This window comes from Candidatus Margulisiibacteriota bacterium (genome assembly GCA_041650855.1).
In the GTDB taxonomy this organism is placed as follows: domain Bacteria; phylum Margulisbacteria; class WOR-1; order O2-12-FULL-45-9; family XYB2-FULL-48-7; genus JALOPZ01.
The window spans coordinates 86,881-105,559 of the sequence record JBAZKJ010000001.1 but is presented as its reverse complement, the minus strand read 5'-3'; the positions used below and the strand labels follow the sequence as shown (position 1 = coordinate 105,559).

Below are 18,679 nucleotides of genomic sequence, written 5' to 3'. Positions count from 1 at the left end.
CTTACTTCAATTCGGTCACGGCGCCGGTCGGGACCCGGGCGCCGTCGGCCAGGACCAGGATCGCGCCGGATGACCCGTCGGTGAAGGCGACGCTGCTCACCACGCCGCTTTTTTGCGCGGCCGAGTCGGCCGTATAATAAGAGACGGTCCGGCCGATCAGCGGGGAAGTTTCCTCCATGGCGGCAAGCCGTTTCAGGTTGAGGGTCGTTTGCTGCTCGGCCAGGCTGTTCAGGGTGGAATCCTGTTCGCCCAGGAAGGACGTCGAATCGGCCGAGCCGGATTGATCGTCGCTGCTGGCGGTCAGAATATCCAGCATCTTGCTGAAATTCTGTTCGTTCTGGATCAGGAGAGAATCGACATTGGTGCCGGTGGCGGTCGAATCGGTGGCGTTCAGCGCCGCCGCGCTGTTAAGTTTGGCGTTCTTGAGCGCCTCGATCCGGGCGGAGACCGCGGTCAGATTGGAAAGACCGTCCAGGGTGCTTGACATGGCCTTATTTCCCGGCGGAGCGCCACCGCTTCAGTGTCGGCAGGGTGTTTTGGGCCAGGAGACGGGCGTTCTCCGGCGGGATATTCACTTCTTTGGCCCGGGCGATCATTTTTTCGATCTTCTGTTCCATGGTGATCCCCTCATCGGTGAATTTCCCCCCGGCATAGCAGAAATGGCAATAATCCCGGCTCCGGCTCCCGTCGGCGTTGGTCCCGCGGTCCTCATCTTTTCTCAGCGGCATGCTGCAGCTTTGGCAAATGTCCATTGGCAACTCCTTTGAACCCTTATTATACCATTAATCGAGGGGGAATATCTCTTGAAAAACGTCCGGTGAGCCCGGCCCGCTGATCGGCCCGGCAAAGCGGACTAGCCCGTGCGGCGGATCGTTGTCGAGCCAGTAGTTGACGTTGGGGATCACCGCGCTGATCAGGCCCAGGTCCGGCTTAAGCTCAACGCGCCGGGCTTGCAGGGCTTTCCCCTTGACCGTTACGGTTTCCGGCTGATCGGTCAGTTTCAGCAAAAAACCGAATGTTTGCCCGTTGGGGAGGAGCGTTTTCACCTTCTCTTCCCGGACGCCTCTGGCCGGCAGTGATGGGAGATAAAGATCGAGGTCCATGACCGCTACCAGCGCCGGTTCAAGGGGGACGGTCTTGCCGACCTTGTCTTTTCTGACATAGTCGTTGTAGTCCACCCGAACGGACCGGCTGGGCCAGTCAAATCTCAGGTCGTAATCGGTCCACGGCTTGCCGTCACTCTTGGTTTCTCCTTTGAGCGAGTAGCTGGTTATCTTTCCCTCGGCCAGCAGGAAGTAGCGGACCAGGGTGCTGGTGAACGGTTTCCCTTGCATGGTGCCGGACGACCGGCTGGTCATGACCAGGTAGGTTTTTCCCTGATAGGCCAATTTCTCGAATTTGGTGGTTGACTGGCCAAAGAGGGAACCGTCTTTCTTGAGCCGGGTTTCGGCGGCGTAGCGCCGGCCGATCATTTCGGCCGGGAAGGCGAACTGGTAGAGGGCAAAGGCCGGCAGGCAGAAAACCAGAACAGCGACGGCAATAACGATCGGCTTTTTCATGGCTTAATGGTGCTCGATCCGGTGCATGATCACGTCGGCCGCCAGCTTTAAGCCCATAAATAAGAGGAGGGGGGAATAAGCGGCCAGGGTGGGTGAGCTGAACATTTCGCCGACTACCGCTCCCAGGATGATCGTCAGGTGCATCGGGATGATTCGCGCGTAGGGGAACATCATCAGCCGGGAAGCGTCGGCCTTGGCCGCGTCCTTTTCCCGGTTATAGAAAAAAGAGAACCCGTGGTTGGCGATAAACATCACCGAGACCCCGAGGACCGACCACCAGTTGATCGCGGCCGCGCCCGGAAAGACCTCGCTGCCGGCGAAGGTGAAGACCAGCAGGAAGATCGCGTAGATGAAGTGAAAGAAGCCGTAGTGGAGGGCGAAAAAAGCCGCGTTGGCCCAATTGGTCTGCAGGGTGACCGACTGCTTGTTGATCGTGACGTGGACGGGAAAGGGGGAACTGGCCGTCAGCAAACGGAAAAAATTGAAGACGCCGATCGTGACGCTCTGCGCCCAGTAGATCCACATCAGCTCCAGCAGGCTCCAATTGAACTTGAGCGCCAGCAGAATGGTCAGCAAATTGACGGCGATCAGCGACCAGATTGTCGGGTCGTTGTCGCGCTGGAGAAACGGGGCGCTTTTCATGGGGATATTATAGCACTCCGCCGTTGCTGGCGCCGGGCGGAGGCTTTGGGCGAAGAATTTAGCCGAGATCGAGGTGTTTGAGCAGATTGACGACCGAAAGGCCGTAAAGCAGATCTTCTTGGACGCGCGGCTTTTCGAGCAACAGAATGGCTAGGGCGTCGCTTTCATGGGCGTTGAAACGGAACCGGCGGAAATGATCGCGGTAGACGTTGGCGGCCGCTTCAATGATCTTATCGCCGTTCAGGCAGTCGTTCAAGATCGCGTCGGCGATCGCCTGCATCGGCGTTTGGCTGCTAAGCCGGGCGCAAAAAGCGGTCGCCCGGACGACCGGGTTCTGGCTGCCGAGAAAATATTGCCGGCCGATCCCCTTATTGATCAGTTTGGTCCGGGCGGTAAGCGACAGGCGCGTCAGGGCGCTCTTGATACCCATACGGATGTATATCGGCAGATTTGGCGGATTATTTCAGGCCAGTTATTATTTAAGCGAGCGGCGGAAGCGGGAAGTCGCACAATTTGACCGCCCGGAGGCCCACTCCTTTGCGCGGATCGACCAGGGGGGTGAATTCCCGATAAACGGCGCCGTGCTCCGCGCGATACGCGTCCAGCCGGGTGATCAGCTCCTCGTGCCGGAAATTGAAGAGGCCGCGGGCGCACTCGGCGCTGAGAAAATAGGCCAAGACCGTTCCCTGCGGCGCCGCGACCCGGATCGCTTCGTCGAGCGCCCGGAGCGGATCAATGATCCCTTTCAGGCTGGGGCGGGCGATGACATAAGCGAACGTGTTGTCGGGGAACGGCAGGGCTTCCAGCGCGCCCGGGACGACACCGACCGTTTTGGCCCAGGGTTCCAGCGGCAGGTCGTATTGCGGCAGGAGGGCGGAATCGACGCAGACGACGTCAAGCGACTTGCCGTAGAGATGCTGGAACTGGCGTTCGGCGACCGCGAAGCCGGGCTTGATGAACAGCGCTTTGCCCCGCGGCTTGCCGGGCGGGACATCCAGACTGGCCAGGTCGACCCCGAACTCGCGGGAATAAAGCGCCAGGTCCTGCCGGGCGCCCGCTTGGAGCAACAATTGCGGATCGTCGCGGTAAGTCCGGGCTAACCGCTCGTACGAGTGGACGCAGCGGAGCTCGATCTCGTCGCGATCGGGGACGCTGGCCGGTAGGTTGACCCGCAAATGGGTGACCAGGTGGCGGGTCCCCCGGGTGGTCGGTAATATTCTGGGTAACGGCATGATGCTCATGTTGGCCGGTTATATTTCCGGCCGATCGGCGGTAAATTTCAGGGGATTAACCGAGGCGGAGGAGGCGTACCAGCCAGGAACGTTCCAGTTTGACCGCGTCGTATTCGCACAGTTCGTGGCAGCAGAAACAGCTGATGCAGTTTTTCTGGTCGATCCAGACGACCTTGGCCGCCTGGTCGTGGATAATGGTATTGGCCGGGCAGTTATGGAAACAGGCCAGGCACTGGACGCATTTAGCCTGGTCGATGGCCGGATAAATGGTCAATTGCCGGACGATCGGCCCGGCCAGGTTGACGATGAAATCGGGAAGCCAGTTGACCAGCCCCTGAACGTTGAAAGCTTTTTTCCAGTCCGCCTGCCGGAATTCGTCCAGCCGCGGACCGACCACCTCGATCTTGGCCAGGTCCATTTCCCCCAGCTTGCGCCGGGCGGCGACCGTGGTGGTAAAGATCTCCGCCGGTTTATAACCGATCAGGTCGGAGCAGACGGCGTCGAGCGCCACCGCGTCGGCCGCAGCGAGGAGCGCGCCGAATTTCCGCGGCGAGCCGTTCGACGGGCCCGGTCCCTCCATGCCGACCACCGCGTCCATGATATTGAGCGCCGGCCTGACCGCCTGGAAGACGTCGACGATCGACTCGGCGAAATCGCGGGGGCGGGGATGGGCGGCGTGGAAGCTGGTCTTGTTGAACCCGGGGACGACGCCGAACATGTTCTTGATCGCGCCGGTGTACTGGGTCAGGTTGTGGGTCTTGAGTTTCGGCAGGTTGATGATGACGTCGGCTTCGAGCGCCGGTTTGGCGATCATCAGCGTCGGCAGCCGCTTGTTCCCGCTCGGGCTCGGCACCGCCACAACTCCCTGTTGCTGGAAGTAGATCAGGATCCCGCCCGCTTCTTTCACCGCCTGTTTGATCCCGGTCTGTTCCATGGTGTGCGGCACGTTGCTGTGGGCGTTGCCGGGGCTGTCGCCGACCAGCGCGATCCCGCCCGCTTTTTTGACCTCCCTGATGACCGCGGCGATCAGGGCGGGGTGGGTCGTCACGGCGTCGTCCGGTGCTTTGCCGAGGAGGGCGTTCGGTTTGATCAGGACTTTTTGGCCCGGTTTAACAAAAGCTTGAATGCCGCCGAGGGGAGCGAGGAGTTGGCCGAGATCGATTTGGCGATAATCGGGACAGCGGGTGATCGAGACTCTAGTAGCCAAGGGCTTTGGCGACTGCTGCGGCTTTACAGGGGATGAACGCCGGCTTTTCGCCGAACATGATGGCGTTGTCGGGGTCCTTGAGGCCGTGACCGGTCAGGATGCAGACGACGGTCGAGCCATCGGGGATCTTGCCGGCTTTGACGAGCTTGAGCACGCCGGCGATCGAGGCGGCGGAGGCCGGTTCGCAGAAAACCCCTTCCGACCGGGCAACAAGCTGATACGCGGCAACGATCTCGCTGTCGGTGACGATCGAAATTGAACCGCCCGATTGTTCGGCCGCTTCGACCGCGGTCTTCCAGCTGGCCGGATTGCCGATCCGGATGGCGGTGGCCAGCGTTTCCGGTTTCTCGATCGGGTGGCCGCGGACGATCGGGGCAGCCCCTTCGGCCTGGAAACCGATCATCTTCGGCAGGGTGGAGATCTTCTTGGCGCCGTAATACTCTTTGTACCCTTTCCAGTAGGCGGTGATGTTGCCGGCGTTGCCGACCGGAATGGCGTGATAATCGGGCACGGCTTCCAGCTGGTTGACGATCTCAAAGGCGCCGGTCTTTTGCCCCTCGATCCGGAACGGGTTGATCGAATTGACGATCTCGACCGGGTATTTGTCGCCGAGCTCGCGGACCAGGTCGAGCGCCTGGTCGAAATTGCCGTCCACCTCAAAAACTTTGGCGCCGTGCATGATCGCCTGCGATAATTTGCCGAGGGCGATCTTCCCCTTGGGGATAATAACGATACAGTCCATCCCGGCCCGGGCGGCGTAAGCTGAAGCCGAAGCCGAAGTATTGCCGGTCGAGGCGCAGATCACCGCTTTGCAGCCGCGCTCTTTCGCCTTGCTGATCGCCATGGTCATGCCGCGGTCCTTGAACGAGCCGGTCGGGTTCGCTCCCTCATATTTTAGATAGACCTGGCAGCGGGTCAGTTCGGAGAGCTTGTGGGCCTTGAGCAGGGGGGTGTTGCCTTCGCAGAAGGTAATGACCGGTGTCTCGTCGGTCACCGGCAGGTAGTCGCGATATTCTTCGATCACGCCGCGCCACTGCATAACGCTGAAATTATAGCATAAATTTGCCGATAATAAGAAGGGCAGAATGATGGTAAACGCGACAATGAATACCAGGGTGAGCGGGCAGAGAGCGCTGCGGCGGCTGTTTTACCAGCGGCTGCAGGCGATCGCGCCGCAAACCGCGGTCAAACCGAGCTGGCACGGGCTAAATGCTTTCTTCCGGCTCAACACGCGGTTGCAGCCGGCGCACGAAAGCGTCAGGAAGATCGCGCTGCTCCCCGACGCGGAATTCCAGCCGAAAGAGGTGGAAGTCGGCCTGATGACCGCGGCAGAGCTGCGCGCCGGTTTTGCAGAATGGCAGAAAACCGCTGGATATACGCTGCAAAACCCGCTCGACCGGGCTCAAGAATCGGCCGAACGGATCCTGAACTTTGATCTGGCGGGTAAACTTGAATGGTACGCCGGCCGGACCCTGGCGGTCAGGGATTACGAGACGATGCGGATCGAGGCCTACGGCATTTTTCACGAGCCGACCAACCTCTGGTTGATGGAAAACGCTCCCTGGAACCAGGCGGCGGAAACTCGGTCGACCTACGGTTCCGCTTCGCTCCTCTGGGAAGTCCTTTTTGAGAACGCCATTGCCGGCGCCCGGCCGAACCTGTACCGGTCGACCGAGCAGCTCAAGATCTTCGGTGCGACCCAGACCGACGATACGGTCCGGCGGTTAAGCTTGTTATTCCTGCAGCCGTGGAAAGTGGGGCAGTATCCGAACGGCGAAAATATCGTCTTCGGCCTGTTCCATCTCCAGCTGTTCCGCAGCCTGGTCCTGCAGGAAAACCCGAGCCTGGCGCAGACGGCGAAAGATCTGGTAATACCGGAAGGAGTACTTGCCCCGTTCGTCCGGCAAACCGCCGATCTTTACCAACGCTATAGATTGGGCTAACGGCCTTCCTCTATGTTATAATCAGTCCGTATGAAACGGACGCACGGCTGCGGCGAGATCAAAACCAAGGATGAAGGGACGAAGGTCGAACTTTTGGGCTGGGTCCACCGGCGGCGCGACCACGGCGGGCTCATTTTCATCGACCTGCGCGACCGCTCCGGCCTGGTCCAGGTCGTCTTTAGCAGCAAGGACGCGGAACTGCACGTCAAGGCCCAGGACCTCCGCTCGGAATACGTGATCGAGGTCAAGGGGACGGTCGTCAAGCGCTCCCCGGAAACCGTTAATAAAGACCTGCCGACCGGCCAGATCGAGATCATGGCCTCTTACCTCGAGATCCTGAACACCGCCAAGACCCCGCCATTTGAGATCGCCGATCCGCGGACCGAACCGGACGAGACCGTCCGCCTTAAATACCGCTACATCGACCTGCGTAAACAGCAGATGCGCGAGAACCTGGTCTTTCGCCACAAAGTGATCAAGGCGATGTCCGATTACCTCGACCAGCAAGGGTTCCTGGAGATCGAAACGCCGTTCCTCGGCAAGTCAACGCCGGAAGGGGCGCGCGATTACCTGGTCCCGAGCCGCGTCAACCCCGGCAAGTATTACGCCCTGCCGCAATCGCCGCAGCTTTACAAGCAGATCCTGATGGTCGCCGGGCTGGAAAAATATTTCCAGGTCGCCCGCTGTTTCCGCGACGAGGACCTGCGGGCCGACCGCCAGCCGGAGTTCACCCAGCTTGATCTGGAGATGTCTTTTGTGGAAGAGAACGACGTCATTGCCCTGATCGAAGGGCTGCTCAAGCATTCGCTCGACGCGCTGGAAAAGGACATTGATCTTTTCCGCGGCAAGAATATCCCGAAGATCAGCCTGCCGTTCCCCCGGTTAACCTGGAACGAGGCGATCAGCCGCTACGGCGTGGATAAGCCGGATACCCGGTTCGGTCTGGAACTGGTCGATGTTTCCGATCTGGTCAAAGAGACCGAGTTCAAGGTCTTCCGCGAAACGGTCGCCAAGGGCGGCCTGGTCAAAGGGATCAATATCAAGGGGGGCGAAAAGCTTTCCCGTTCCGACCTGGATCACCTGGAAGCGACCGCCAAAGGGCTCGGCGCCAAAGGGATGGCCTGGATCGCACTGTCCGCCGGCGGAATGAAGTCGCCGATCATCAAGTTCCTGAAACCGGCCGAGGTTGACGCGATCGTTGCGCGCCTGAAAGGGGAGACCGGCGACGTGCTGATCTTCTGCGCCGATACTTTTAAGGTCGTCCACGCCGTTCTCGGCGAGTTGCGGCTCGAACTGGGGCAAAAACTGGACCTGATCGACAAGAACAAGTTCCATTTCCTCTGGGTCACCGATTTTCCGCTTTTTGAGTACAGCGAGACCGAGAAGCGCTGGGTCGCGAACCACCATCCGTTCACCGCGCCGCACGGCCGCTGGGACGATCTGGCGGAGCGGTTCCAGCAAGATCCGGGAGCGCTCCGGGCGCAGGCCTACGATATCATCCTGAACGGGACCGAGATCGGCGGCGGCTCGATCAGGATCCACCAGTCGGCGGTGCAAAACACTATTTTCCAGATCATCCGGTTGACCGAAGAGGAGACCAAGCGCCGCTTCGGTTATTTCCTGGAAGCGCTGGAGTACGGCGCGCCGCCGCACGGTGGTATCGCCCTGGGGTTGGATCGCTTAGTGATGCTGCTGGCGGGGATGGACTCGATCCGCGACGTGATCGCCTTCCCCAAGACCCAGTCGGCCATGTGTCCTTTGACCGGGGGGCCCGACGTGGTCGATCCGCATCAGCTCAAAGAGCTGCATATCAAGAACGTTCTTTAACGCCGCGACGCTCTCTTCAGCTTTTTATTGTTTTTCGACGTTTTCTTGGCCGGGACCTTTTTCTTGCTCTTGGCCGGCGCTTTTTTGAGCGCCGGTTTAACCGGCTGCAGAATTATTGCCGGCACGACCGGAGCGGGGGCAATGACCGGTGCCGGCGTGACCGGCGGCGGAGCGGCGACCGGGATGGCCGGCGCGGCCGAGGTTGGCGCGACAGCGGGGAGGAAGGCGAGAGTGAAGTAGTGCGTCGAGTTAGCCGCCAGCGCGCCGTCCATTAGATAGGCGTAATCGAAATTGATCCCCTTGAGCGCGAAACCGAGGCCGGCCATCAGGTTCAGCGCGGCCGAGGAATTACCGGTCGGGATCCGCTCGAGCCCGCCACGGACCGCGAGGAGCGGCGACGGTTTCCATTCGGCGCCGGCGTGGAACGCCAGCGGGGTCAGGTCGGCGTCGGCCGCCAGGGTGAAGTCTGCGCCGGCCTTATAATTCAAGCCCCCCTTGAGGCCGAACGCCAGGCTTTCATTCGCGCCGGTCCCCCAGTTAAGGCTGCCGACGACGTTTTGCGCCGCCAGGCCGAGGTTGAGCTCCTCCCGCGGATTAAAAAGAACGCCGAGTTCGAGACTGTAGCCGTTGCCGCTCCCCTGGCTGCCGAAGCTCTTGCTCACGACCTTGAGCGAACTGCCGGCGGCCAGCGCCGGGTTGAGCGCCTTGCCGTAGGCCAGGGTGATCGTCGAGTTGCCGTAATCGAAAGTGGTGCCGGTCGGCACGACGCGGCCGGTCGCGTCCAAACTGGTCACCGCCAGGCCCGTTGAGCTTCCGCCCAGGTAGGCGAGTCCCACGGTCCCGCCTAGCAGATTCTTGGCGCCGCCGAGCAGCTGGTAGTTCATCTCCCCCTCGAGCAGGGAAGTGTACATGGAAGTCACGCCCCAGTTATTGAGCGCCGCGGCGTTGGCCGGATTGATGAAGAGCGAATTGATGTTGCCGGGGTCTGCCGCCGAAACCCGGCCCATGGCCAGGGACCTGGCTCCCACCGCTATCCGGCTCGGGTCGACCGAGGTGTTTGCCGCCATTGCCGTTACGGTCAATAGGACCGAAAGGAGCAGGACGATCAGGCATCTCATTTGAGCACCGCGATCTTGGTCTTGCCGACCGGTTTGCCGCCCGAAACAACGCGGAGGAAATAGATATCGTTGCCGACGACGCCGCCGAAGTCGGACTTGCCGTCCCAGGCAACTTCGTTATAACCGGTCAACCCGCCTATCGAGCCTCCGGGGTAATCCCGCTTATAGAGCAATTCGCCGACCGAGTTGAAAATATAGAGCGAAGTATCGGCGTCGCGATTCAACTGGTAGGCGATCCGGGCGCTGCCGGCCGCGGGATTGTAAGGATTGGGATAACAGTAGACCGCGACCGCTTTCAAGTCGCCGCTGTCGACCTTGAGGGTCAGGGAGAGCGTGGTCGAATTGCCGGCGTTATCGGCCGCGTGCAGGACGAGCGGATGAGCGCCGTCGGCGGAGAGGGCAAGCTTGTAGATCAGGAGCTTGGAATCGGCGTCGTACGAGGAGCCGCCGGAGAGAGCGGCAAAACTGGTGGCGGCGCCGTCGACCTCGAGCGAGCTGGCGATCAGGTCGAGCCCGGCATCGCTGGAGACGACGGCGGTCAGCGTGCCGTTATTTTTCACGTAATCGTTATTAAGCACCGGGGTGCCGTCGACCCGCAGGTCGCTGACCATTGGCGGGTTGGTGCCGACGGTGACGATGATGACCCCGGTCCCGGCGATCGTGGTGTAGCCGGGGCTGGCCGCTGTGCCGGCCGCCGGGCTGCCGATCACCGCGATGCCGGTGTAGCTGCCGGACGAGCCCGCGCCGCCACCGGCGCTGATGCCGGACAATTCCGCAGAATAACCGGCCGCGGCGCCTGCCAGCAACTGGCAGCCGAGCAGGAAAGAGAAAACGCGCCGGCAAGTCATGCCCGATATCGTAGCAATTACGCCCGGCACTTGCAACTTGGAGATGATGTGATAAAATAAACGAGCCCTGCTTAACGCGGGGTCTTTTTGTGACCCGCCGCAGGCGGATAAATATGACAGTTACAGTTATTGTCGGTACTCAATGGGGCGATGAAGGAAAGGGGAAGATCACCGATCTTCTGGCCCGCGACATGGACATGGTCGTCCGCTATCAGGGGGGGAACAACGCCGGCCATACGGTCGTGATCAAGGACGAGACCTTTAAGCTCCACCTGATCCCCTCGGGGATCTTTTACCCGGGGGTTACTTGCGTGATCGGCAACGGCGTGGTGATCGACCCGGCCGTGCTGGTCCAGGAGGTCGCCGGGCTGCGCAACCGCGGTTTCGCCTGCGGCAACCTCAAGGTCTCTTCCCAGGCCCACGTTATTTTTCCGTACCACCGTGACCTGGACGCCGCCCAGGAGCAGAAGCACGAGGCCGGCCGGATCGGCACGACCAACCGGGGGATCGGCCCCTGTTACGTCGACAAGTTCAACCGGCGCGGCATTCGGGTCTGGGATTTCCAGAACCCCGACGTCCTGCGCCAGAAGCTGGAATGGAACATCAAGGAAAAATCGTTCCTCCTGAACAACTTTTACGATTATAAGGTCGATTACAACGCCGACCAGATCATCAAGGACTATTTCGCCCTCTACGAGCAGTTCCGGGAACTGGTCGTGGAGGAATCGACGGTGGTGATCGGCGAAGCGATCGACCGGAACAAACGGATATTGATGGAAGGGGCGCAGGGGACGATGCTCGACGTCGACCACGGCACTTATCCGTACGTCACTTCGTCCAACCCGATCGCCGGCGGCGCCTGCAGCGGCGCCGGTTTCGGCCCGGTGGAGATCGACGAAGTGATCGGTGTTGCCAAAGCATACTTTACCCGGGTTGGCGGCGGTCCGTTCCCGACCGAGATCGAGGGGGGGATGGGGGACCAGTTGCGCGAACGGGGCGGGGAATACGGGACGACGACCGGCCGGCCGCGGCGCTGCGGCTGGTTCGACGGCGTCGTCATGCGCCACGCGGCTAAGGTGAACGGCATTACCCAGCTGGCCATTACCAAGCTCGACGTGCTCGATGCGCTGGAAAAGATCGACGTTTGCGTCGCCTACGAGTGCGACGGCAAAAAGGTCCGGGACTTTCCGACCGACATCCGGCGGCTGGAGAAATGCCGCCCCGTTTACGAAACACTGCCGGGCTGGAAACAGGATATCACCAAGATCACCGATTTTGCCCAGCTGCCGGCCAACGCGAAGAAATACCTTGATAAATTGTCCGAGTTGTCCGAGGCCAAAGTTTCGCTGATCTCGGTCGGGGCCGAGCGCGGCCAGATCATTAAACTGTAAAACCTGCAATTTTCCCCGCTTTTTACCGATATATAACCAAATGGGCATTAGCGCCGTAAAAGATCGCATTAAATACTATGCCGCCCGCCTGACCGGTAAGGTCATGCGGCTGGACGCGGGAAAACCGTGGCCCCGGGGGCTTAAGATCGGGCCGTTGACCTACGGGGAGTGGGATACGGCCCTGGAGAATATTTTCGCGATTGTTAAAACACGCTCGGCGCTCGTGATCTCCTATGAAATTGCCCGATTGGATGACTTGCTGACTTTCACCTATCAGAAAGCGCTCGAGCGGGGGATGCAGGTTGAGAACGCCAAGATCGATTTTTACCACTATAAGCCCCGGCTCGACCGGCGCTGGCATCCGACCACGGAATTGCTGCCGACGTTGAACCGCAAAGCCGCGGAAAAGCTTGGACTGGCCAGCGACGGGGAATACAGGACGCTGCGGAAATATGCCGGCTTATTCATTAATTTACGGATCGCAGAAGCGCTTCGTAACCAGGGGGAAACTCTCAGCCCCGATCATTTGCAGGCCTTGAACGACCAGTGCGAATACGCCGGGGTTATTTTCCGCATAAAGATCTGAAATATCCTCCGCTTTTTGCCGATAATATAATAGAGATGCCATGAGCGCCATTAGACCGACCATTACATTGCCTCTTTTCCATTTAGCCTCGGTAGCGGTTGCTCCGACCCGCTATCGTCAGGGTTACTACCGGCTGCCGCCGGAGATCGCCGCGCTCAGGCAGCCGAAGAACCAGGTTGCCAATTTGTCCCCGGTGCTCCGTTCCGCCTTCGAGCAGGGCGGATCGGTCAATAAGGATTTCCCTCTTCCCGGCCGCTACTTTTTTATTAGATTACCGTCGGGCGCAATGACGATCGACGGGACGCCATGCGACCGGGCACTTTACGAGATCTACCGGGAGTGGCGCGCCGCCGAGGGGCTTGGCGACCTTGCCAAGGAAGAGACGATGCGGCACATGAGGTCGGTCGGCGACCGGCTAAAGTCCCTCGGCATAGTCCTGGAAAATCAGTTCGGAGCAGGTTATTGCGATCCGTTAACCGGGCTGGTCCAGAACGGCGAGGCCTGGCGGATCATTGACGAGGTCCTGAATATCCTGCCGGATAAATTATTGCGGAACGAAGACTTGCACGAGCTCAAGATCGGCACTGGCCGGGTTGGAGCCGCCCTGGCCAGCGCGTACGACAACCATGCCGTTTATCTCTATGCCGGCGCGCTGCAAGGGTCGCGCCGCGAGCTGATCGCCAAGATCATCCACGAGATCGGCCACAGCACCGAGAATAGCCTTGATCCTCTAACCTTGGTCAGGCTGGCGTCGGCCCACCGCCGGATCAAGCACGACCTGATCGGTTTGGATATCATGGGCGGCCCGGAATACCGCCGGGAGTATCAGCTTTTCTTCAATGAGTTCCTGGCCGAGATGCATTTGCTCTATGTCTGTGCCGGCCCGCAGCTCCGGGCGAAAATCGACGCTTGCGCTCTCGGGAGCAGGGAGAGAAAAGCCTGGGATTATATTTACTCCGTTTTTCGCGACGAGATCTTTGACGGCCGGGAGTACGACTGATAGAATGGCCGTATGGCCAAAGCGGTAGTCCTCCTCTCCGGAGGCCTCGATTCTACCACGACCCTCTACTATGCCAAAAGCAAAGGTTATCAGTGCTTTGCCCTGATCTTTGATTACGGGCAAAGGCACCGCCGCGAGCTGCGGAGCGCGATGGCGGTAGCGAAGTGCGCCGGCGTTAAGCATCAGGTATTACAGATCAAGCTCCCTTGGAAAGGGAGTTCTCTCCTTGATAAGAAGAAAAATATCCCGGCTAACCGCAAGCTAAAAGGCATCCCTTCTACCTACGTTCCGGCCCGGAACACGATTTTCCTGAGCTTTGCGCTTTCTTATGCCGAGGCGATCGGGGCGAAAGCGATCTTTATCGGCGCCAACGCCGTTGATTTCTCCGGCTATCCGGATTGCCGGCCGGCCTTTTACCGGGCTTTCCGGAAAGTGGCGGAGCAGGGGACCAAGGCTAAAAAGATCAAGATCGTTACCCCGCTGCTTAAATTGACCAAAAAGCAGATCGTCACCCTGGGCCGGAAGCTGAAAGCCCCGCTTGACCTTACCTGGTCATGCTACCAGGGCGGCGCTAAACCGTGCGGCGTTTGTGACAGCTGCCGGCTCCGGGCCCGCGGCTTTATGCTATAATTCCCCCATGAATCCGCTCTTGATCGTTTGCGTCCTGACCGGCATCATCCATTTCACCGAAACGGCCGCCTCGTCGCTCCGGCTGGCCGGGGTCAGGACCCGGCAGATCGCCACCTCGCTCTCGTTCGTCAACGCGACGCTGCTGATCACCCGCACCTCCAACATGCTCCAGGCGCCGTTGATCGGCGGCCTGGTCGACCACGCGATCATGCAAGGCGATCCGACCATGCTGGTCACCGGGTTCCGTAATGTTATTTTTGCCGCTTTTATCGGCAACCTGCTGGGCGCGATCTGCACCCCGTTCTTCGTCGCCGTCTTCACCAAGGCGATCTTCCGCTTTGAAAAGGTCGGTTCGGTCCCGGTCCTGATCGTTGCTGCTTTCCGCCCGAAAAACCTGCTGGCGATCGGCCGGCGCTTCCGCCTGCCGACCAGGGCATCGTTCATCAATTTATCGCTCCAGGATATGCCCAAGGGCTTTCTCTGGACGAACCTGATCGTCGTCTCGGTCTACGCGATCGGCGTCTTGTCGTCGCTCTACGCGGGGGCGCTGGTGCCGGAGTTTCGCATCACCGCGTCGCAGCTCTCCGCGATCGTCAACGGCATCGCCACGATCCTGCTGGTCACCCTGGTCGACCCGACCTGCGCCTATATTACCGATCAGGCCGTCCGGGGGAAGAGAAAAGAGTCGGACGTGCGGGCGATGGTTTTCTATATCATTTTGGGGAGGGTAGTGGGGACACTGCTGCTTTCACAGCTGCTCTTTTTGCCGGCGGCCGAGTATATCCGCAACGCTACCCTGCTGGTAAAAGGTTTTTTCCGCTAATCGGCTGCTTGCCTCTTTTAATCGGTGGCCAGAGTGACGTATTTTAACATGCCGGTATAAGGGTAGCTGCTGCTGGAATTGACCTGATAGGCGATGTACGGCACATTGTCGGTGCCCAGGGCGATCGCGACGGTATTGATGTTGCCGCTTTCCTGGGAAACGGTGTAGGTCGTCCAGCTGCCGTGAGCGTTGGTCGAATAATACAGCGAGCTGTAATCAGCGCTGATGTGGGCGACGTGCACTAGGCCGTTGCCGCCGACCGCGATCATGTTCTTGTACCCCGAATCGGCCTTGATCAGCCGGGGAGTTGACCAGGCGCCGCTTTCTCCGGAGATGTAATAGAGATCGCCGTTGTAAGTCACTCCCTGGTAAGCAACATGGAGTTTATCGGTTGTCGGATCGATCGCCAGGCTCGCATCGTTATTTTGAGTGTCGACCGTTGCCAGTTGTTCCGTCTGCCAACCGCCATCGCTGTAGACATGATAGACCCCGCGAGGGGACGCATTATAACTGGAATAGACCATATGCCGATCCCCGCCGCTTTTAACTACGATGCTGGCCGGGTTCGGATAAAGACCGGACGTACCGGTGATATCCCCGTAACCCCAGCCCCCCATATTCGTCAGGTAATAAAGGGCGCTGGTGCCGCTGTTATTTAGGCCGACCAGGTGCAGTTCGTTGGCCGAATCGAGCGTCAGATCGTAGATGGCGACCTGGGTCGAGGCATCGGGGGTGATCAGCGACCAGCTGCTGCCGGAAGGTTTGTTCATAACCTGGACAGCCCGGGAGGCGGTAGAGGTGAAGGCGCAATAAAGATCGCCGGCCCCGCTGACGGCGCCGTTGGCGCATTGCGGCTGGGAATGGTCCGGGAGAGTGGCGAGCGTTTCCGCGACCCAATTGCCGATGGCGCTTAAATATGAGTGTTTGATCGCCGCCGCTCCCGTGGTCTCGTTGTTGAGCGCCCAGAATAAGTGCGGTTTATTGTCGGTGGCCAGCGCCAGCCCGACCCCCTGTCCGACATCCTGGTTGGCGATCGTAGTGAACGACCAGGTCAGTGGGAAAGTGGTCGTCGTGGTTGTGGTGGTCGTCGTAGTGGTGGTCGTTGTCGGCGCGGCTGTAGTGGTAGTGGTTGCCGGCGTGCCGGTCGTGGTAGTGGCTGGGGTCCCGGTGGTGGTGGTCGAAGAGGGCACTCCGGTAGTGGTCGTGGCCGGTGTCAGCGTCGTGGTCGTCGGCACGCTGCCGCCCCCTCCGCCGCCGCAGCCGAGGAAGAGGAAGGAAAGAGCGCCGACGACCAAAATAGCCGATAACCCGAGCAGGAATATTGAGCGTCGTGCCATTTTCTGCTCCTTCATTTTAGGGATTGGTAGTATGCCAGACGTCGTTATAATAAGTGTTGGTCAAGTTCCAGCCGCCGATCAGCCAGAGCTTGTTGTTGTAAACCAGCGAGGTGGCGGCGGCGCGTCCGGTGTACTTAGTGCTGGTCGTCGCGGTCGGCCAGCCGGTCCCGCTCTGCGAATAACGGAGATCGTCGTCATAAACGTACCGGTTAGAGGCGTCGATCGACGAGATGCCGCTGAAGATGAACATGTAAGGTGTCCCGTCCACCGACAATGTTCCGCCGTTCCCTAATCCCCGGGCTTCAGCGCTAAAGACCGGTGTCACTGCGGCAAAAGAGGAGAGGACTCCCTCCCTGGTCCAGGTGCTGCCGTTGACCGAGGACCAGACGTCGTTGAGCAGATACATTTTCCCGCCCGCGATATCGTTGTAAGCGCCGCCGATCACCCAGAGCTTGCCGTTATGCGACAGGGTGATATGACCGATGCGCGGCGGGAAAAAGGGAGTGCCGCCGCTTCGCGCGACTTCGGTCCAGGCTTTTCCGTCCGTTGAGGACCAGACTTCATTGGTGGGGACATCGCTGTCCGTTACGCCTTTGACGTTACCGCCGATCGCCCAGATCTTGCCGTCAAAAACGATACTGGAGTGCTGGATCCGGGGCGTGAAGTTCGCCTGCCCCATATCGTTCCAGGTGACGCCGTCGCTGCTGTTCCAGATCTCGGAAGTGACGATGCCGTTGTTCTGTCCGCCGATCACCCAGATCTTGGGGACGACGCCGGTGGTGTAAACGACGCTGGAATGCTGGCGGAGGAACGGCAGCGAGCCAACGCTTTCGGACGCCCAGGTTGCGCCGTCGGTCGACGACCAGACTTCGCTGGTCCCCTGGCCGTAGACGGCGTTGCGGCCGCCGATCACCCACATCTTGCCGTCAAAAACGACGCTGGTGTGCTGGGAAACGCCTTTAGGGAAAGCGTTCCCAGTCGCCTGCGTCCAGGCGAAATCGGGGAGGGAAGTGGTAGTTGTTGTCGTAGTCGTGGCAATGATTGTGGTCGTTGTTGCCGCCGCGCCGGTCGTGGTGGTCGAAGCGGGAGCGCCGGTCGTGGTCGGGCCCGAAGGGATAGTTGTCGTGACTGGGGTCACGGTGGTGGTCGGGACTTCGCTCCCCCCTCCGCCGCCGCAGCCGAGGAAGAAGAAAGACAAGGCACCAACGAGCAGGGCGACCGACAAGCCGAGCAAAATAACGGAGCGTGGTTTCATGTTTTTTTCCTCCATAATATTACGGGATCGGCGCGTACCAGACGTCGTTCAATTTGCTGGAACCGTCCGAACCGCCGATCACCCAGATCTTGCCGTCATTGACCAGCGAGACGTGGTTGATGCGCGCCGGGTAAGTGGCGCCGGCTTCGGCCGAGATCCAGCGGGTGCCGTTGACGGAATAACGGACCCCGTCGTAATAGTAAGTAGTGGAACCGCCAACAATAGTGGCGCCTCCGGTCAAGGCCATGTAGCCGGTGCCGGCTGCTTCAAAAGTGATCCCCTGCAGGAAAGCGCGTGCTTCCGGACTGGTAACGTAGACCGGCGCCTGGGCGGAAATATCCCCTTCGCGGATCCAATGCTGGCCGTCGGCTGTGCTCCAGACGTCGTTCAGGACATGGTAGGCGCTTGCCTGGTCGGCATAGAGCCCACCGATCACCCAGATCTTACCGTTAAAAACGAACGCGGCGAAATTGGAGCGGGGCGGGAAGAACGGGGTGAGAGTTTCGTTCGTCCAGGTAGTGCCGTCGGTCGATGACCAGGCGTCGTTGGTCGAGACGTCGGGCGAAGAATCGTTAATGACCCCGCCGATCACCCACATTTTATTAGCGAAAACGACGCTGGCGTGATACTTGCGGGGGGTGAAGCTGCCGAGCGCGCTGGACGCCGGAGCGGTATACGATATGTTGCCGACTTCGTTGGTCAGGCCGCTTTGTCCTTTCCCGCCGATGATCCAGATCTTGCCGTTATAGACCAGGCCGGTATGCTGCCGGCGGTAGGCGACGTCCATCAGCCCGACGCTGTTCCAGGTGGCGCCGTCGGTGGAATACCAGACCTCGTTGGTTACAAGATCGAGGTCCGTAGTGCCGCCGAAGATAAAGAGGGCCGGGTCGCCGCCGGGGGGCGGCGGGGCGGGATAGATGATGCCGGCGAAATCCTTGACCGGCGGGAAAGCGGCGCTGCCGGTGGCCTGGACCCAGGTTAAATTGAGAACGGTCGTGGTCGTGGTGGTGGTTGTTGTCGTGACCGTGGTCGTTGTCGTGGCCGGCGTGCCGGTCGTGGTGGTAGCGCTGCCGCCGGTCGTGGTGGTCACGATCGTGCTGGTCGTTGAGACCGGGATGGTGGTGGTGTCGATGACCGGGTATTCGGCGCAACTGAAAGAGAGAAAAGCGGCGCCGGCGAGCAGGACAATGAAAATGAGGCCAAAGACGATCTTTGTTCGGTTCATTGTCTAACCATTTTACCATTTTTTCCCGGCATGGTCAATCGCTCCGCTTTATAATA

The 18,679-nt window shown here is 60.0% G+C and carries 20 protein-coding genes; 7 read left to right on the top strand and 13 right to left on the bottom strand.

The genetic code is table 11. The features are described 5' to 3' along the window. Nucleotide 1: 1 nt before the first annotated feature. Genes WC529_00560 through thrC form a run of 8 tightly spaced genes read right to left on the bottom strand, consistent with a single transcriptional unit; the run spans nt 2 to nt 5,679 of the window. Complete coding sequence (locus WC529_00560) at nt 2–487, bottom strand: hypothetical protein (GenBank protein ID MFA5112771.1); 486 nt, start codon at nt 485–487, stop codon at nt 2–4. Nucleotides 488–491: 4 nt separating this feature from the next. Continuing rightward, a complete protein-coding gene (locus tag WC529_00555) occupies nt 492–752 on the bottom strand; it encodes a zinc ribbon domain-containing protein (protein MFA5112770.1) in 261 nt (86 codons plus the stop codon). Nucleotides 753–782: 30 nt separating this feature from the next. After that, nucleotides 783–1,559, bottom strand: a complete 777-nt coding sequence (locus tag WC529_00550; protein MFA5112769.1) for a hypothetical protein — start codon at nt 1,557–1,559, stop codon at nt 783–785. 3 nt (nt 1,560–1,562) lie between these two features. After that, on the bottom strand, nt 1,563–2,201 hold the full coding sequence (locus tag WC529_00545) for a DUF6498-containing protein (protein ID MFA5112768.1): 639 nt from the start codon (nt 2,199–2,201) through the stop codon (nt 1,563–1,565). A gap of 58 nt (nt 2,202–2,259) precedes the next feature. Next, nucleotides 2,260–2,631 carry a hypothetical protein gene (locus WC529_00540; protein ID MFA5112767.1) on the bottom strand — a complete coding sequence of 124 codons (372 nt, stop codon included), beginning with the start codon at nt 2,629–2,631 and terminating at the stop codon, nt 2,260–2,262. Nucleotides 2,632–2,680: 49 nt separating this feature from the next. Continuing rightward, complete coding sequence (locus WC529_00535; GenBank protein MFA5112766.1) at nt 2,681–3,442, bottom strand: methyltransferase domain-containing protein; 762 nt, start codon at nt 3,440–3,442, stop codon at nt 2,681–2,683. A 46-nt stretch (nt 3,443–3,488) separates the two neighbouring features. Continuing rightward, entirely contained in the window at nt 3,489–4,640 is a 1,152-nt protein-coding gene (locus WC529_00530; protein MFA5112765.1) for a DUF362 domain-containing protein, read from the bottom strand. After that, a complete protein-coding gene (gene thrC / locus WC529_00525) occupies nt 4,630–5,679 on the bottom strand; it encodes a threonine synthase (protein ID MFA5112764.1) in 1,050 nt (349 codons plus the stop codon). Before thrC ends, WC529_00530 begins: the two co-directional genes overlap by 11 nt. A gap of 46 nt (nt 5,680–5,725) precedes the next feature. On the opposite strand from thrC, the gene WC529_00520 reads away from it, so the two are divergent. Both WC529_00520 and aspS read left to right on the top strand, forming a co-directional pair. Then, nucleotides 5,726–6,583: a hypothetical protein gene (locus tag WC529_00520; GenBank protein ID MFA5112763.1), complete on the top strand. Its 858-nt coding sequence runs from the start codon at nt 5,726–5,728 to the stop codon at nt 6,581–6,583. A 30-nt stretch (nt 6,584–6,613) separates the two neighbouring features. Then, a complete protein-coding gene (gene aspS, locus WC529_00515) occupies nt 6,614–8,410 on the top strand; it encodes an aspartate--tRNA ligase (protein ID MFA5112762.1) in 1,797 nt (598 codons plus the stop codon). Here aspS and WC529_00510 read toward each other — a convergent pair. After that, entirely contained in the window at nt 8,407–9,528 is a 1,122-nt protein-coding gene (locus tag WC529_00510; protein ID MFA5112761.1) for a hypothetical protein, read from the bottom strand. The two genes, aspS and WC529_00510, sit on opposite strands and share 4 nt — an antisense overlap. Then, a complete protein-coding gene (locus WC529_00505; GenBank protein ID MFA5112760.1) occupies nt 9,525–10,376 on the bottom strand; it encodes a hypothetical protein in 852 nt (283 codons plus the stop codon). The genes WC529_00510 and WC529_00505 overlap by 4 nt, the downstream gene beginning before the upstream one ends. A 113-nt stretch (nt 10,377–10,489) precedes the next feature. On the opposite strand from WC529_00505, the gene WC529_00500 reads away from it, so the two are divergent. From WC529_00500 to WC529_00480, 5 genes are read left to right on the top strand one after another with little or no spacing between them, the layout of a single operon-like run. Next, nucleotides 10,490–11,767: an adenylosuccinate synthase gene (locus WC529_00500; GenBank protein ID MFA5112759.1), complete on the top strand. Its 1,278-nt coding sequence runs from the start codon at nt 10,490–10,492 to the stop codon at nt 11,765–11,767. A gap of 40 nt (nt 11,768–11,807) precedes the next feature. Next, a complete protein-coding gene (locus WC529_00495) occupies nt 11,808–12,353 on the top strand; it encodes a hypothetical protein (protein MFA5112758.1) in 546 nt (181 codons plus the stop codon). 40 nt (nt 12,354–12,393) lie between these two features. Next, nucleotides 12,394–13,353, top strand: a complete 960-nt coding sequence (locus WC529_00490; protein MFA5112757.1) for a hypothetical protein — start codon at nt 12,394–12,396, stop codon at nt 13,351–13,353. Between the two features lie 12 nt (nt 13,354–13,365). Beyond that, the gene (gene queC, locus WC529_00485; GenBank protein ID MFA5112756.1) at nt 13,366–13,983 is read left to right on the top strand and encodes a 7-cyano-7-deazaguanine synthase QueC; all 618 of its coding nucleotides are present in this window, start codon (nt 13,366–13,368) and stop codon (nt 13,981–13,983) included. A gap of 7 nt (nt 13,984–13,990) precedes the next feature. Then, complete coding sequence (locus WC529_00480) at nt 13,991–14,806, top strand: DUF2837 family protein (protein ID MFA5112755.1); 816 nt, start codon at nt 13,991–13,993, stop codon at nt 14,804–14,806. A 17-nt stretch (nt 14,807–14,823) separates the two neighbouring features. On the opposite strand, the gene WC529_00475 is transcribed toward WC529_00480, so the two are convergent. Genes WC529_00475 through WC529_00465 form a run of 3 tightly spaced genes read right to left on the bottom strand, consistent with a single transcriptional unit; the run spans nt 14,824 to nt 18,623 of the window. Next, complete coding sequence (locus tag WC529_00475; protein MFA5112754.1) at nt 14,824–16,143, bottom strand: hypothetical protein; 1,320 nt, start codon at nt 16,141–16,143, stop codon at nt 14,824–14,826. A 16-nt stretch (nt 16,144–16,159) separates the two neighbouring features. Then, a complete protein-coding gene (locus WC529_00470; GenBank protein ID MFA5112753.1) occupies nt 16,160–17,398 on the bottom strand; it encodes a hypothetical protein in 1,239 nt (412 codons plus the stop codon). Between the two features lie 19 nt (nt 17,399–17,417). Continuing rightward, nucleotides 17,418–18,623, bottom strand: coding sequence for a kelch repeat-containing protein (locus WC529_00465; GenBank protein ID MFA5112752.1), 1,206 nt, complete (start codon nt 18,621–18,623; stop codon nt 17,418–17,420). Nucleotides 18,624–18,679: the final 56 nt, after the last annotated feature.

Excerpts from the sequence above, each read along its gene's own strand:
- queC (MFA5112756.1), top strand. The coding sequence starts at position 13,366 with ATGGCCAAAGCGGTAGTCCTCCTCTCCGGAGGCCTCGATTCTACCACG.
- aspS (MFA5112762.1), top strand. The coding sequence starts at position 6,614 with ATGAAACGGACGCACGGCTGCGGCGAGATCAAAACCAAGGATGAAGGG.
- WC529_00490 (MFA5112757.1), top strand. The coding sequence starts at position 12,394 with ATGAGCGCCATTAGACCGACCATTACATTGCCTCTTTTCCATTTAGCC.
- WC529_00535 (MFA5112766.1), bottom strand. The coding sequence starts at position 3,442 with ATGAGCATCATGCCGTTACCCAGAATATTACCGACCACCCGGGGGACC.
- WC529_00550 (MFA5112769.1), bottom strand. The coding sequence starts at position 1,559 with ATGAAAAAGCCGATCGTTATTGCCGTCGCTGTTCTGGTTTTCTGCCTG.
- WC529_00475 (MFA5112754.1), bottom strand. The coding sequence starts at position 16,143 with ATGGCACGACGCTCAATATTCCTGCTCGGGTTATCGGCTATTTTGGTC.
- WC529_00470 (MFA5112753.1), bottom strand. The coding sequence starts at position 17,398 with ATGAAACCACGCTCCGTTATTTTGCTCGGCTTGTCGGTCGCCCTGCTC.
- WC529_00500 (MFA5112759.1), top strand. The coding sequence starts at position 10,490 with ATGACAGTTACAGTTATTGTCGGTACTCAATGGGGCGATGAAGGAAAG.
- WC529_00480 (MFA5112755.1), top strand. The coding sequence starts at position 13,991 with ATGAATCCGCTCTTGATCGTTTGCGTCCTGACCGGCATCATCCATTTC.
- WC529_00545 (MFA5112768.1), bottom strand. The coding sequence starts at position 2,201 with ATGAAAAGCGCCCCGTTTCTCCAGCGCGACAACGACCCGACAATCTGG.
- WC529_00560 (MFA5112771.1), bottom strand. The coding sequence starts at position 487 with ATGTCAAGCACCCTGGACGGTCTTTCCAATCTGACCGCGGTCTCCGCC.
- WC529_00465 (MFA5112752.1), bottom strand. The coding sequence starts at position 18,623 with ATGAACCGAACAAAGATCGTCTTTGGCCTCATTTTCATTGTCCTGCTC.
- WC529_00520 (MFA5112763.1), top strand. The coding sequence starts at position 5,726 with ATGATGGTAAACGCGACAATGAATACCAGGGTGAGCGGGCAGAGAGCG.
- thrC (MFA5112764.1), bottom strand. The coding sequence starts at position 5,679 with ATGCAGTGGCGCGGCGTGATCGAAGAATATCGCGACTACCTGCCGGTG.
- WC529_00555 (MFA5112770.1), bottom strand. The coding sequence starts at position 752 with ATGGACATTTGCCAAAGCTGCAGCATGCCGCTGAGAAAAGATGAGGAC.
- WC529_00540 (MFA5112767.1), bottom strand. The coding sequence starts at position 2,631 with ATGGGTATCAAGAGCGCCCTGACGCGCCTGTCGCTTACCGCCCGGACC.
- WC529_00505 (MFA5112760.1), bottom strand. The coding sequence starts at position 10,376 with ATGACTTGCCGGCGCGTTTTCTCTTTCCTGCTCGGCTGCCAGTTGCTG.
- WC529_00495 (MFA5112758.1), top strand. The coding sequence starts at position 11,808 with ATGGGCATTAGCGCCGTAAAAGATCGCATTAAATACTATGCCGCCCGC.
- WC529_00510 (MFA5112761.1), bottom strand. The coding sequence starts at position 9,528 with ATGAGATGCCTGATCGTCCTGCTCCTTTCGGTCCTATTGACCGTAACG.